Genomic DNA, 13,339 nt, shown 5'->3' with positions numbered 1-13,339 from the left:
GATTAAAAAAATCAGGATTTACGGCTATTCGTGATGCGGACCGAAAGGTGCGCTTATTTTTTATAATTCGGGCTTACAATACTATCCTGAAAATAATAAACGGCAATAGCACATTTTTGGCAATACGAAATTAGACCTAGCAATATCCAATTTTTTAAAATGGACCTAGGCATGACCAATCTAATCCTTTTATGTACGAATTTACGCTATGGCTCGCATACGCCGATGTAATTGACAATAAAATTGAAAAGATACAGCAAGGGCTTGTAGAGCTCCAGAATAAACTTTATGGCACAGGTAATGCCATTCAAAGTATAACGAAAACTCTTGACAAACTATTTCAACGTCAAGACAATATTATCAAGCTACTGGAAATTGTGTATAACAATTTACCTGAAGTCCTCATTCCTGATTGGAGAACATTAGAAGAAGTCGAAAATGGGGACGATATGGGATTGGACAATCCCCCCAGTGCAAACTCAATCGGTCTTCTGGTTGATTTTTATTATTTGCAAGATGAGCCTGGCTTTGAGCATGAATTATTAAGATATTGATCACCAATAAATTTTTCTGCCCATATCGCAGCTCTCGTGATAAAGGAAAAGGTATCCTTCCCCTTTTCAAGCCCCATGTTAACCAAACCCATAGGAATATTGTCATCATTCATGATATCCGGATCAAAGCCTGCTCCCGCCAACGCATCGCGCATTTGTTTATTTACACTCTGGTCAGCCGTGCTGATAATAATTGTAGAACTGTTAAAAGGATTGACGGCTGTTCCTCCTTGAATATTTTCAGTCCAGATATTGAAATTATTTAATTGATCACCGAGGCTTGCAAAAATACCGTGATAAAAACCTTTTTCGGCATCTCCTGCCGTTACAGTCCCACTGTAATCCTTTCCAGGTTTATTTTCAACAAACCCAAGGTAGCTCTGAAAACCGAAGTAAACAGTTGGTGGAGGTGTCTATCCGATTAATACAACAGCCTCATCAGGCCTTAGCTTATAAGTAAATCCAGGCGCTACATAGTTAATGTTAGGAGGATAATTAGCAGGATTATTAGGGTCATATCCAATTGGAGGTTCTTGTCCTTCGGCTGGGTGTTTATTAGGAGCTGGCGGCAGTAAGAAGGGTGAATAGGGCGCACCAGCATGATTCCCCATAGCATTATCCACAACACCTTCACTGACAAGCTTTAGTATGTCTATATACTTTAATTCCCCTTCCTGTACAATAAAACCTCTCTCTTCTAATGTTGAGACAAACTTATTAATTTTACTATTATGATCTATAAACTCATCCATCATTTGGTTTTGATACATCTATTTCACCTCCTTAACATCTGTATAAAGCCCTGATAATAATTGTATGGAACACCCATGGAAAATTATCATGTTTGTGTTTAAATCTGTTCCAATATACTTATTTTGGGCATCTTCCTTCTAAATAGCTCAACGACCTTAAAATGTAATTTGATTTTTTTAGTTATCTCTGCACTTGTTATTTATGGATCTTCTGATAATTCCTTTTTGATCAAAGTAAAATATTTTTTTCAGTGAAATCCTGCTCACTTCGGGTTCCTCAAGCCCCCACAAATAAATTAAAGTCATAACGTCCTTTAAATTTTGATTATGCTTTTTCTTCCCACCAGCCAAAAGCGACTCTTGCATATACTCGCCTGTTTCCCGGGGACAAAAAGAATAGTGAAAAGGAACTTCCTGGAGGTATGATAAACATACCTTGGAAATCATGTTTTGTAAGGGTTATCATGGGTTCAACCCTTCTTACAAAGGCGTAGGTACCGCCTTTGGGGTTTCCTGATACCAAGCTTGCATTTTCAATTTCAACCTTGGGCATTGGCGGCGGAATAATGGCTTGGTTCCCGGCAGCAAAATATGGCGATGTTTTTCCTCTTCCGGGAAGTATGCTGCTTAGCCAAGCTTCAGCTGTTAATGGCTCATTGGAATAGTTGGTAATGGTATAGGCATTCAAAAACATATTCACCTCGGAGTCCGCGGGGTTGACTAGTCTGCCCCATCCATTGAATCCTCCTCCAAAGGATATGATATCAGTTTGACCTAGAAAGTACTCACCAAGATAGGAGTGATATACATTTTCAGACAATACGGTGACCTCATGGGGTTGTTTTTCATTATTCATTAATACACCTCCTCATAATCATGCATTGGCCGATGATTCATTTTTTCCTCCCACCAAGTCAAAACGATTGTCCCTGTGATGTATTGAAATCCCTGCGGTCTTAGAAGTATTGAGAATGAGCCTCCAGGACCAATAATTATGGAGCCATTGTGTGAATCGCTTACAAGGGTGGAATTTTGAGTAACAATTCTATCAAAAATATTCACACCTTTAGTCATAGGATCAGTGGAATAACTAGCATATGTCATTACCGCCTTTGATATTGGAGGAGGTGAAACAGCCTGATTTGTTGGAGTTACATCGAAGGAGACTACTGCCTTTTTAGGCGGATCTGCATTTAACCAGATTTCACTGATAAAATTTTGAGTTGAAAAGTTTGTTATGGTAAAAATATCGATATATAGATTAACTCCAGAATTAATGGGATTTACTATTCCACCCCAGGCATAATATCCGCCGCCGAAATTCAGTAATCCGGTTTTGCCTATAAAATATCTTCCAAGCTTTGAATTTAAGGCTGGACTAGTTATATTGACCAATTCAATTGGCTGTTTATTTGTTTTTTTTTTGGCATACTATTGCTCCTATCTGTGTATTTTCTGAGAATATAATATGAAACATTGTAGGTAGTTGTTCAAATTGATTAAGTAAATTTTATTATTTTCTTCAGTGATTAAGGTTCAAGTTAAGCTAGTACAAAAACCCTGGAAGGCGGCGTTGATTACCTGTTCCCAAAGCTTTGGAATAACTAACATTGTATGTTTATTGATAGTTCTTTCGAGAGTGAATACATAAAGTGGAAACTAAAATATGCTTATGATTTAGAAAAAAGTATAGTAACTTTATATTTTTAATACATTTATGCTAGGTTGAGAGCAGATGCTCATGAATGTTTTGTGTTATATGAACAAAAATATTCATGGTTGTGTTAATGGTTAACACTGTAGAATCTCCTTTATTCCCATGTCCGCTAATACTAACTCAAGAGCGGTATGTTACTAAGGTTCTTTTTAATAAAGCCAAGCATAAACATTTAAGAGAGATAATAACAGAAGGTGTGTTAAGGATGCACGAGATGTCACTTATGTTGGAGATAATTAAAATAGTTTCTGAGAATGCTAGATTACATGGTTTTAGCAAAGTAGATAAAATAGATGTGATTGTTGGTGATTTATCTAATGTACTGCCTGCTGCTCTAGAGTTAGCGTTTTTCCATTTTCGCAAACAAGGGTTAGGTATTCTTGATGAAAATACGGAATTAGATATTATACGTGAACCAGCAAAAGCAAAATGTCAAACGTGTCTGGTTGAGTTTATACCCGACTATAGATTGACACTATGTCCAATGTGCGGACTACCAAATTGTTTACTCATTTCTGGTGAAACCTTTAGGATTGAATCATACGAAGGAAGTGATGAACTTTGAAAATCAAATTACAAGAAGATGTGTTAAAAGATCAAAACCTGGCTGCCGCTTTCAATAGAAAAACGTTCAAAAAAAATCATACTCTTGTCATTAACTTAATGAGCTCTCCAGGAGCGGGTAAAACGACTTTACTAGAAGAAACAATTAAAGCGTAAAGGAATGAGTTTCATATGTCTGTGATAGAAGGCGATTTAGCAAAGGATTTGGATGCAGAAAGATTACGTTCACTAGGAGTCAAAACGGTTCAGATTAATACAGTAGGAGGATGTCACCTTGATGCAAGGATGATTGCGAAAACATTACCAGATTTTGAACTAGACACTATTGATATTCTCTTTATTGAGAACATTGGGAATTTAGTTTGTCCATCAGGTTATGATTTAGGACAAGATTATAAAGTGGTGGTTTTAAGTGTTCCTGAAGGAAATGATAAAATTCCGAAATATCCTGTCATGTTCAGACGTACAGATGTAACGATTATTAATAAAATCGACCTCCTTCCTTATATATCTTTCGATTTAGAAGAAGCGCAAATAAATTTAAAAGAAATTAACCCACAAGCGCAATTGAAAGCATTATCCGCTAAAACGGGTGAAGGGATGGATGAATGGATCAATTGGATAAAGGATGCATATCGACAATGCACAAAGCCATAAAAGTAATCGTGAAAGGAAGGGTGCAGGGAGTTGGATTTCGCCCGTTTATCTACTATCTTTCAAAAAAATATCACCTTAATGGAACGGTCCAAAATAATCTGGATGGTGTCATCATTTTAGCTGAAGGAGAGGAAGGACAGTTAGAGAAAATGGTTGACGAAATCATAAGGAACCCACCTAAAATAGCGAAAATTAATGAGATAAACATTTATCAAATTCCACTAGCCCATTATAAGGAATTTACGATTATTCCCAGTCGAAAAAACGGAGACTCTATTCCGTGGATACCTTGTGATGCGGCGATTTGTGAGAATTGTTTGGAAGAAATGAACGACCCATATAATCGACGTTTTCAATATCCATTTATTAATTGCACTCAATGCGGTCCACGCTATACGATTATCAATCGTCTTCCATATGATCGTTCAAATACGACAATGAAGGAATTTCCTATGTGCCATGATTGTAAAGTGGAGTATGAAGATCCGATGAATCGGCGGCATCATGCTCAGCCTATTTGTTGTTCAGATTGTGGACCAACCGTTACGCTTTATAACCAAGGTGGGAAATCATTGGCTGAAAATCAATCAGCCATTACGAAAACGGTTGATCTGATCAAACAAGGAAAGATTGTGGCCATTAAAGGAATAGGTGGCTTCCATTTAGCTTGTGATGCTTATCAAGAGAAGGTAGTTGCCCAATTAAGGCTTAGAAAGAGACGATCACAGAAACCGTTGGCGATCATGGTTAAATCTATAGAGGTGGCAAGAAATCTTTGTTATATTTCCAGCCAAGAAGAAGACCTCCTAACAAGCCCAGAAATGCCGATTGTTATTTTAAAAAGAAAAAGAGAGGGATTACTGCCACCAAATATTTCTCCAAGTTTATCGACAATTGGAGTAATGTTGCCTTATACACCTCTTCATCATCTTTTATTTGAGGATGATAATTTGAAATGTATCGTGATGACAAGTGCTAATCCATCTGGATTGCCCCTTTTATATAAAGATTCTCATTTAGGGTACCTACAAAACATATGTGATTATATCTTAAATCATAACCGTAAAATCGATTTTCCCATTGATGATTCCGTTGTTCAATTTGATGAAGAAAATGCGATATTTGTTCGGCGTGCTAGAGGATTTGTTCCAGAGCCTCTTAAAACAACATCCAATGTGGATAATATTATTGCATTAGGTGGAAACCAAAAGAATACATTTTCTGTTGGAAAACAGAATAACATTGTCATGAGTCCTCACATAGGTGATTTAGAAAACGAAGAAATGATTGCCTCTTTTGAAGAACAACTCTATCATTATAAAGAATTTCTAGGGGTTAAAGAAAAGTATGTGGCTGTCGACAAGCACCCACTATACGCATCTACTTCTATTGGAAAAACACTCAATCGTAAAATTATATCCATTCAACACCACCATGCACACCATGTATCTTGTATGGAGGATAATGGTCTTAACGAACCTTGTTTAGGCATTATATTAGACGGTACAGGTTATGGAGATGATGGAAATATTTGGGGGTTTGAATTTCTATATGGAGATGCAAAATCTTTTGAACGACTGGCTCATCTAAAATACACTCCTCTTCCAGGTGGAGAAAAAGCCGTGAAAGAACCGTGGAGAAATGCAGTGGGAATGCTGCTTTATTACTGGCCGCAAGAGGGAAAAGAATTATGTATGAAACTTTTTCCTGACAGATTAAAAGAAATAAACATGATGGAGCAAATGATCGTCCATCAGATGAATACGCCTCTAGCTGGAACATGTGGCCGTTTATTTGATGCCGTTAGTGCCATACTAGGAATCTGTTCGATATCAACGTATGAAGGGGAAGCAGCGATTAAATTATCTGATTATATGAATAGAACCAAACTAGAAAGTACAGGGGAGATGTATTCATTTCATTTAAAATCAAACACTTCAAATCAACTTCAACTTGACTTATCACCTATGATCTATCAAGTCATTCAAGATAGACTTCAACAAAAATCCAATCCTGCAATCATACAGAAATTCCATACTACATTGGTGTCTTGCTGTATACAGATGATTTTAAAAATAGTAAGGAATAGACCGGAAATAAATAGAAAGGTCGTACTGTCAGGAGGATCCTTCCAAAATGTTTTTCTTGCCAAAGAGATTCAGAAAGGTCTTCAAAAAGAAGGATTTAACGCCTATACACATAAGCATGTCCCATGTCATGATGGAGACTTATCATTAGGACAAATCATCATTGCTGCTCATCAGTTGTAAGGATAATAAAAGAAAATGAAGGGGCTGAATGGATTTGTGCTTAGGAGTACCGGCTAAAGTTATTGAAATTGAAGGGCAAAGAGCTTTGGTAGATGTAATGGGTTCGAGGATGTATGTAGGGACCTTTTTTGTTCCAGAGGTTAGGATTAATGATTATGTTTTACTCCATGCCGGGCAGGCCATGACCGTAGTGGATGAGAAATATGCCAAAGAAAGTATTGAAGAATGGAGGAATGTGTTAGATGGCAAACATGGACCTTTTTTCAGAACCGACCTTAACTCGTGAATCAGTTGAAGCGGTGATCGACTTAGCAAAGAGATTTAAAGAAGAAAAAGGCAGAAAGCCAGTATTCATGGAGGTATGTGGTTCACATACGATGGCATTAGCCAAAACAGGAATAAAAGCGAGATTGAAAGATTATGTACAGTTGATTGCTGGGCCGGGATGTCCTGTATGTGTCACAGATCAAAAGTCGATCGATGCAATGATCCAATTATCAGAAGAGTCTAACACCATTCTTTGTACATTTGGCGATATGATGCGTGTTCCAGGTTTTAAATCTACCTTAATGAAAGCGAAAACAGATGGAAAGGATATCAGAGTCGTTTACTCACCATTAGATAGTGTGAAAATAGCAGAGGAAAACCCTGATAAGGAAGTCATTTTTTTAGGAATTGGATTTGAAACAACGATTCCAATTCTCGCTCTTGCTATTCGCGAGGCAGCAAGTAAGGATCTAAATAATTATTCAATATGGATGACAACAAAATTGGTGGAGCCTGTGTTAAGAGCACTTCTTAGTTCAGGAGAGGTAAAACTTGATGGACTTCTTTTGCCTGGTCATGTTTCCGTTGTTATAGGAAAACAGAGCTATCGTTATTTAGCAGAAGAATTTGCTGTTTCGGGTGTCATTACTGGTTTTGAACCCGTTCAGTTACTCAGTGAGATTTATAAGCTGCTGCATCTTCAGCTGGAAAAAAAGGTTAAAATCATCAATGATTATACATATGTTGTAAGAGATAAAGGAAATCTCGTTGCTCAAAGTTTACTAGAAGAATATTTAGAAGCGGATGATGAGGCATGGAGAGGGATTGGTACGATTCCCAAAAGTGGATTAGTTCTCAAAGAGAAATATGGTCAATACGATGCAAAAAAGAAGTTTAACATTTTGATAGGGGAGCCGAGAGTAACCAAATGCCGCTGTGGTGAAATCGTTCGAGGGTTGATTACACCAGAAGAGTGTGTGCTGTTCAATAAAGGTTGTACTCCCACTCACCCTATTGGCCCTTGTATGGTCTCAACAGAAGGAACCTGTGCGGCACATTATCAATTCATGAGGGAGGTGTAACCTTAGTGCAGCGAATTAGTCTAGCTCATGGAGAAGGTGGAGAATTAACACACCAACTGATACAAGAGATCTTCATTCAATCATTTGGACATTCAGAGCAAACACAGTTTGATTCTGCGATTCTTACTATTCCTTCACAAACCATCGCTGTAACAACAGATAGCTTCGTAGTTAAACCTATTTTCTTTCTAGGTGGAAATATAGGGAAGCTGGTGATAACAGGAACTGTGAACGATTTAGCTGTAAGTGGTGCGATTCCTCACGTGATAACTGCTGGATTTATGATCGAAGAGGGGTTCCCAATAAAAAGTCTAAAAGAGATTGTCAACACGATGGCAGAAGAAGCGGAAAGAGCCGGGGTGAAAATTATTGCCGGTGATACAAAAGTAGTCGAAAAGGGGAGTGTGGATGGCCTATTTATTAATACGACAGGGATCGGTGTGATGCATGAACAACATCGATTGAAACCTGAAAAGATCCATGAAGGAGATTCCGTCATCATTAGCGGTACAATAGGGGATCATGGGGTCGCTATCCTGAGCGCACGCCAGGAGCTTGGGTTGCTCACAGATGTTAGGAGTGATTGTGCATTATTAAATCACCTGATTCATGAACTCTTGGAGGAAATCAAAGGAATTCGGATCATGAGGGATCCGACAAGGGGGGGATTAGCCACAACGCTCGTAGAACTATGTGAAGACTTTCGTTTGACGATGGAAATTGATGAAGCTTCTATTCCATTACGAAGGGATGTTCAAGGTGCCTGTGATATTTTAGGTTATGATCCTCTTTATCTAGCAAATGAAGGGAAAGTAGTGATCATCGTTGATTCAAATGAGCAACAAAAGGTACTTGAGATCTTGAAGAATCATGAGATAGGCAAAGATGCACGTGTGATTGGACAAATTACAACCTCTCATGTTGCATCCGGGAAACTACTTTTAAAAACAGCTGTTGGTACTACAAGAAGACTTAATCGCCTATCTGGTCAGCTTTTGCCTAGAATTTGTTAATCATTTTGAGTTGTATGCATAGGATAGGAGGAAATTGCCTAAAGGGGAGAACATCATGCAAAACATCGAAATGATTAGAATGCAAATCAATCATCTTGTTACACAAGCGCATCATGACCTCTATACGTTATCAACCTTGAGTGACACTTCCATGAAGCCACAAATTCTTCAACGGTTATGGGATGCACTATCGACCATACATTTTCTTAGTGAATGGCTGGCAAATCAGGCCATGACTAGTTATCCTATTTTACCTTCTCAACAGGCTATTGCTGGTCCTTCAGGGACTTTCAATCAGTCGCAGATTCCGCCCATTACGCCTTCACCGACTCCACCCATTTCTCAGCCTAACCAACGAACGTTTACGATTGGAGAATTAGCCACATTTGATGGAAAAAATGGGAGGCCAGCTTATGTTGCTGTCAATGGCATTGTCTACGATGTGACAAATAATCGGGCTTGGGCAGCTGCTACCCACTTTGGCTTAATAGCAGGTAAAGATTATACGCAGGAATTTGCTTCTTGTCATGCTGGGCAACAATCGATCTTAGCCACATTACCCGTTGTAGGGAGGCTGGTTTAATGGAAGGACAAATTTTGCCGCCAGAGTCTTTAACAAATGAAGCCATTGCGGAAAGGTTAACAAGTACGGCACTGGAAAGCCTCAAAAAGGGGATTATCAAGAAAAAAAACCTCATTTACTTAGAATTAAATGGTTGTTCCGGTAATATCATCTCCTTGTTAAACGGGCAGAATCCCGACTTTGAGTACACGTTAAATTCAATGGTTGATCTACGTTATAGCAATAGTTTAATGGCCGCTGAAGGAGAGCGGGCTATCGAGAAACTAATAGAGGCGATGAACGAAGAGTATATTTTAGCAGTTGAAGGAGCTGTAGCGTTAAAAAACAATGGTTTATACAATATTATCGGGAGTTGGCAAGGAAAGCCTCTTACAGGCCTTCAAGCAGCTAAGATGCTCGGGGAAAAGGCTTCTCATATTTTTGCAGTGGGGGCTTGTGCCACACATGGCGGGGTGTCAGCAGCAAAGCCCAATCCATCCCAATCTGTTGGACTACAGCAGGTCTTGCCTGACAAAAAGATGATTAAATTTCCCGGATGTCCTGTTCATCCAGACTGGTTTTTAGGGACATTAGCGCATCTTTTATTATATGGGGAGCCGGAAACAGATAACTTAGACCGACCTTTAATGTTTTATAGCACGCTCATCCATGACCGTTGTCCAAGAAGGCCGTTTTTTGACCGAGGGATTTTTGCTGAAAAATTAGGGGATAAAACATGTCTATTCAAGCTCGGATGCCGGGGCCCCGTGACGAGAGTGGATTGTCCAACAAGGCAATGGAATGGTCATGTGAATTGGCCGATAGGAGATAATACGCCATGCATTGGCTGTGCTCAGTTTGGTTTTCCAGATGCCATGGCGCCATTCATTAGCTATGACACAACAAGGGTGGTGAAAAATGAGTAAGAGAATTGTGATTAATCCGTTGACAAGAATTAGCGGTTTTATGGAAATTGATGTGATGATCGACCAGAATAGAGTCGTTGATGCCAAAACAAAAGGAAATTTATTTCGCGGCTTTGAGCAAATGTTAGTGGGCAGAAGTCCGTTTGATGCCGTTTATTTTACACAGCGAATATGCGGCATTTGCTCTGCCGCCCACTCCATGGCTTCCTCCCTTGCTTTAGAAGATGCTTTAGGTATTGAACCATTGGAACAAGGTAAATATTTACGAGACATTATCCATTGTTGTGAGTTTTTACAAAATCATACCCGTCATTTTTATCAATACACCGTTCCTGATTTTGTGAAAATTGAAGGACCTTCTCTTTTACAGTCAGACCATGATGATTTTCGATTACCTAAAAGCGTAAATGACCGGATTTCACAGAATTACTATGATTCCCTTAAGTTCAGTCGGCTAGCTCACGAAATGTTAGCTGTATTTGGAGGGAAAGCTCCCCATAATCATGGGGTTTTTATTGGAGGGATCACGACACAAGCAACAGCCGAGAAAGTCGTTCATATAGATTCCATTCTGCAGAAAATCACTTCATTTATTGATGGAAAAATGATTCCAGATGTATATGACATTGCGCGCTTCTACCCAGACTATTTTCGCTTAGGTGGAGGATATGGAAATCTTTTATCCTATGGTGCTTTTAACCATTATAAAGAGTTAGTAACACTATATGTAGATCCGCTTGTATCCACAATGGAATCGGTTGAGCCATTTAATGAAAATAAAATTCAAGAAAAAGTAGATTATTCCTATTTCAAATCAACCAATAACAACAATCAACCAGATGAAGAAGTGACAGAGCCCGATATGGACAAAGTAAAGGCTTATTCTTGGGTGAAAGCACCAAGATATAATGGTCTGCCTTTTGAGGTTGGGCCGCTTGCAAGATTAATATTAAGTGGAGATTATGACAATGGAATCTCCGCTATGGACCGAACGATTGCTAGAGTACTTGAAGCAAAGAAAATAACAGAAATTATGAAAGTACTACTCCAGCAAATTATTCCAGGGGTAGATGTGCAGAAAAAATATGAACTTCCAGAATCAGCATCTGGAAGGGGGTTAGTGGATACAACGAGAGGGGCACTAGGCCATTGGCTTAAGATTCAAGATAAGAAAATCTCATTCTATCAAATCATTACTCCTTCCACATGGGATTTTTCAACTCGGGATGATAATGGTTTTAGAGGTACTGCTGAAGAAGCCTTAGTCGGTACACCCATCCAGAATCCAGACAAACCTGCAGAGATTGGCAGAATTCTTCGTTCCTTTGATCCGTGTATGTCATGTGCGACTCATGTATATAGTCCAGGAAAACAAGTAAAAACGATAAAGGTGTTTTAATGGAAAACATAATCGTTTTAGGTATTGGCAATCGGTTAATGATGGATGATGGAATTGGAATTTATCTAATTGAGCAGCTATCCAAGCTGAATCATACACCACATGTATCTTTTTTGATAGGGGAATCAGATATTGATTACTGCATGGATCACATCATGAAAGCTACATTTGTCATCATTGTGGATGCTGTATTTTCAGGAAACAAACCAGGAGAGCTTACCGTTTATCCACTTGCCAATTTACATGAATATCAAACTTTAGACATATCGGCACATAACTTTCATTTGTTTCAATCATTATATCAACAGAAAGCTTTAATAAAGGGTTATCTCATAGGAGTTGAGCCTTATGAGATAGGGTTCCATATTGGATTAAGCAAAACCTTAAGTGAAAAATGGGAAACGATTTTACAAGATGTATCACAGACCATTCATAAGTTGATTGAAAGAATTGAGTATGTTATATAGATCTGTAGATTATAAATTAATCTAAATGAAGAACATTCCCTAAAGCATAGTCATATGATGTTTTTGTATATCTGTGAAGGGAATGAAAAAAATGTACAATGTCCCTAGTATGTATCCATTTCAAAATCAATATCAATATCAATATCATTATTTTGTTAATGCGCCATTGTATAATTATGAAAAACAGTCTGTTTACAGGAATGTGCCAAATGGTACTAACCAATATGGTTTTAAAGATTATGGACCAGAACCATTTGTCATTAATATCAATGAAGCGACAAAGCAAAACAATACGTATCGTACTGCCTTATGGACAGGGACGCATTTACAAGTTACGTTAATGAGTCTCAATGTTGGCGAAGATATCGGGTTGGAAATGCATCCTGACGTTGATCAATTCTTACGTATTGAACAAGGACAGGGGATTGTTCAAATGGGCAAGAGTAAAGATAATTTTGACTTTGAAAGAAATGTCTATGACGATTTTGCCATAATGATACCTGCTGGAACATGGCATAATCTAACCAATACAGGTAATATTCCGCTAAAACTTTACTCAATATATGCTCCTCCTAACCATCCATTTGGTACTGTTCATGTTACCAAATCAGATGCAGTAGCTGCGGAAGAAGCCTACGGTCATCGCAATGACAAAAATATAACTACCAAAAATTCAAATATGTTTAGACCAAACAATATGAATACAACTAACTCAAACACCATTAAAACTAGCTTTTCTAAAGAGGAAGCAGCAGCAATAGCTTTACTTTTAGGCATTGATTTTACCAAGAGTAAATTTGATTTAAATGAGTTTTGGATGGGAGTAAATACAGAACTTGAACATGGAAGAAAATACAATCTGACAAATGTTACTACGGATGAACCTATCACTACTGGAAAAATTGCATTTGCTCATCTCAACGAATTTCCTGATTATTATAAAAGGTTGAAAGTGCTTGAGGAAGAAGCAAAAGCGTATTGGAACCAATAATACACCAGATAAAAAGGAAAGGAGCACGCAGCAATGCGTGTTTTTTTATAATATCAGAATTTATATGTTGCCCCTTTTTTGTAATATCAGAATTTATATGTTGCCCCTTTTTTGCGAT

At 38.2% G+C, this 13,339-nt stretch carries 13 protein-coding genes and 3 pseudogenes; 13 read left to right on the top strand and 3 right to left on the bottom strand.

The genetic code is table 11. From position 1 onward, the window contains the following. The first annotated feature begins 191 nt into the window (after nt 1-191). A complete protein-coding gene (locus Q1B07_RS24410; protein WP_299094794.1) occupies nt 192-554 on the top strand; it encodes a hypothetical protein in 363 nt (120 codons plus the stop codon). Nucleotides 555-967: 413 nt separating this feature from the next. Here the strand turns inward: Q1B07_RS24410 and Q1B07_RS24405 are convergent, their stop codons facing one another. The 3 genes and pseudogenes from Q1B07_RS24405 to Q1B07_RS24395 form a co-directional block, all read right to left on the bottom strand. Then, complete coding sequence (locus tag Q1B07_RS24405; protein ID WP_299094792.1) at nt 968-1,324, bottom strand: hypothetical protein; 357 nt, start codon at nt 1,322-1,324, stop codon at nt 968-970. Nucleotides 1,325-1,631: 307 nt separating this feature from the next. Further along, nucleotides 1,632-2,162, bottom strand: a complete 531-nt coding sequence (locus Q1B07_RS24400; protein ID WP_299094789.1) for a DUF6143 family protein — start codon at nt 2,160-2,162, stop codon at nt 1,632-1,634. Further along, nucleotides 2,162-2,716: pseudogene (locus tag Q1B07_RS24395) on the bottom strand (DUF6143 family protein); the annotation flags it as partial. The pseudogene Q1B07_RS24395 and the gene Q1B07_RS24400, both read right to left, overlap by 1 nt. A 512-nt stretch (nt 2,717-3,228) precedes the next feature. Here Q1B07_RS24395 and Q1B07_RS24390 point away from each other — a divergent pair. The 12 genes and pseudogenes from Q1B07_RS24390 to Q1B07_RS24335 all read left to right on the top strand — a co-directional run bounded on the left by Q1B07_RS24390 (nt 3,229) and on the right by Q1B07_RS24335 (nt 13,221). After that, complete coding sequence (locus Q1B07_RS24390) at nt 3,229-3,588, top strand: hydrogenase maturation nickel metallochaperone HypA (RefSeq protein WP_299834001.1); 360 nt, start codon at nt 3,229-3,231, stop codon at nt 3,586-3,588. After that, nucleotides 3,585-4,244 (top strand): annotated as a pseudogene (gene hypB, locus Q1B07_RS24385) (hydrogenase nickel incorporation protein HypB). The gene Q1B07_RS24390 and the pseudogene hypB overlap by 4 nt, the downstream one beginning before the upstream one ends. Next, nucleotides 4,229-6,514: a carbamoyltransferase HypF gene (gene hypF, locus Q1B07_RS24380; RefSeq protein WP_299094784.1), complete on the top strand. Its 2,286-nt coding sequence runs from the start codon at nt 4,229-4,231 to the stop codon at nt 6,512-6,514. Before hypB ends, hypF begins: the two are co-directional and overlap by 16 nt. A 34-nt stretch (nt 6,515-6,548) precedes the next feature. Further along, nucleotides 6,549-6,800, top strand: coding sequence for a HypC/HybG/HupF family hydrogenase formation chaperone (locus Q1B07_RS24375; RefSeq protein WP_299094798.1), 252 nt, complete (start codon nt 6,549-6,551; stop codon nt 6,798-6,800). Beyond that, complete coding sequence (hypD, locus tag Q1B07_RS24370) at nt 6,757-7,863, top strand: hydrogenase formation protein HypD (protein WP_299094782.1); 1,107 nt, start codon at nt 6,757-6,759, stop codon at nt 7,861-7,863. Before Q1B07_RS24375 ends, hypD begins: the two co-directional genes overlap by 44 nt. A gap of 5 nt (nt 7,864-7,868) precedes the next feature. After that, complete coding sequence (gene hypE, locus Q1B07_RS24365; protein WP_299094780.1) at nt 7,869-8,876, top strand: hydrogenase expression/formation protein HypE; 1,008 nt, start codon at nt 7,869-7,871, stop codon at nt 8,874-8,876. Between the two features lie 55 nt (nt 8,877-8,931). Further along, nucleotides 8,932-9,459, top strand: a complete 528-nt coding sequence (locus Q1B07_RS24360; protein WP_299094778.1) for a cytochrome b5 domain-containing protein — start codon at nt 8,932-8,934, stop codon at nt 9,457-9,459. Next, nucleotides 9,459-10,364 (top strand): hydrogenase small subunit, encoded by a 906-nt coding sequence (locus tag Q1B07_RS24355; protein WP_299094776.1) that lies wholly within the window; start codon nt 9,459-9,461, stop codon nt 10,362-10,364. Before Q1B07_RS24360 ends, Q1B07_RS24355 begins: the two co-directional genes overlap by 1 nt. Next, the gene (locus tag Q1B07_RS24350) at nt 10,357-11,763 is read left to right on the top strand and encodes a nickel-dependent hydrogenase large subunit (protein ID WP_299094774.1); all 1,407 of its coding nucleotides are present in this window, start codon (nt 10,357-10,359) and stop codon (nt 11,761-11,763) included. The genes Q1B07_RS24355 and Q1B07_RS24350 overlap by 8 nt, the downstream gene beginning before the upstream one ends. Continuing rightward, nucleotides 11,763-12,230 carry a hydrogenase maturation protease gene (locus Q1B07_RS24345; RefSeq protein ID WP_299094772.1) on the top strand — a complete coding sequence of 156 codons (468 nt, stop codon included), beginning with the start codon at nt 11,763-11,765 and terminating at the stop codon, nt 12,228-12,230. Before Q1B07_RS24350 ends, Q1B07_RS24345 begins: the two co-directional genes overlap by 1 nt. Before the next feature lie 91 nt (nt 12,231-12,321). Further along, nucleotides 12,322-12,861: pseudogene (locus Q1B07_RS24340) on the top strand (cupin domain-containing protein); the annotation flags it as partial. A 48-nt stretch (nt 12,862-12,909) separates the two neighbouring features. After that, nucleotides 12,910-13,221, top strand: coding sequence for a DUF5661 family protein (locus Q1B07_RS24335; protein WP_366945282.1), 312 nt, complete (start codon nt 12,910-12,912; stop codon nt 13,219-13,221). Nucleotides 13,222-13,339: the final 118 nt, after the last annotated feature.

This window comes from uncultured Metabacillus sp. (assembly GCF_947503125.1).
GTDB lineage: Bacteria > Bacillota > Bacilli > Bacillales > Bacillaceae > Metabacillus.
Note: the sequence above shows the minus strand (reverse complement) of the source record. Positions and strands in the feature narration are given on the sequence as shown.

Coding starts and splice junctions, on each gene's coding strand:
- Q1B07_RS24355 (WP_299094776.1), top strand. CDS start 9,459: ATGGAAGGACAAATTTTGCCGCCAGAGTCTTTAACAAATGAAGCCATT.
- Q1B07_RS24405 (WP_299094792.1), bottom strand. CDS start 1,324: ATGTATCAAAACCAAATGATGGATGAGTTTATAGATCATAATAGTAAA.
- Q1B07_RS24400 (WP_299094789.1), bottom strand. CDS start 2,162: ATGAATAATGAAAAACAACCCCATGAGGTCACCGTATTGTCTGAAAAT.
- Q1B07_RS24335 (WP_366945282.1), top strand. CDS start 12,910: ATGTTTAGACCAAACAATATGAATACAACTAACTCAAACACCATTAAA.
- Q1B07_RS24345 (WP_299094772.1), top strand. CDS start 11,763: ATGGAAAACATAATCGTTTTAGGTATTGGCAATCGGTTAATGATGGAT.
- Q1B07_RS24410 (WP_299094794.1), top strand. CDS start 192: ATGTACGAATTTACGCTATGGCTCGCATACGCCGATGTAATTGACAAT.
- Q1B07_RS24360 (WP_299094778.1), top strand. CDS start 8,932: ATGCAAAACATCGAAATGATTAGAATGCAAATCAATCATCTTGTTACA.
- hypF (WP_299094784.1), top strand. CDS start 4,229: ATGCACAAAGCCATAAAAGTAATCGTGAAAGGAAGGGTGCAGGGAGTT.
- Q1B07_RS24350 (WP_299094774.1), top strand. CDS start 10,357: ATGAGTAAGAGAATTGTGATTAATCCGTTGACAAGAATTAGCGGTTTT.
- hypD (WP_299094782.1), top strand. CDS start 6,757: ATGGCAAACATGGACCTTTTTTCAGAACCGACCTTAACTCGTGAATCA.
- Q1B07_RS24390 (WP_299834001.1), top strand. CDS start 3,229: ATGCACGAGATGTCACTTATGTTGGAGATAATTAAAATAGTTTCTGAG.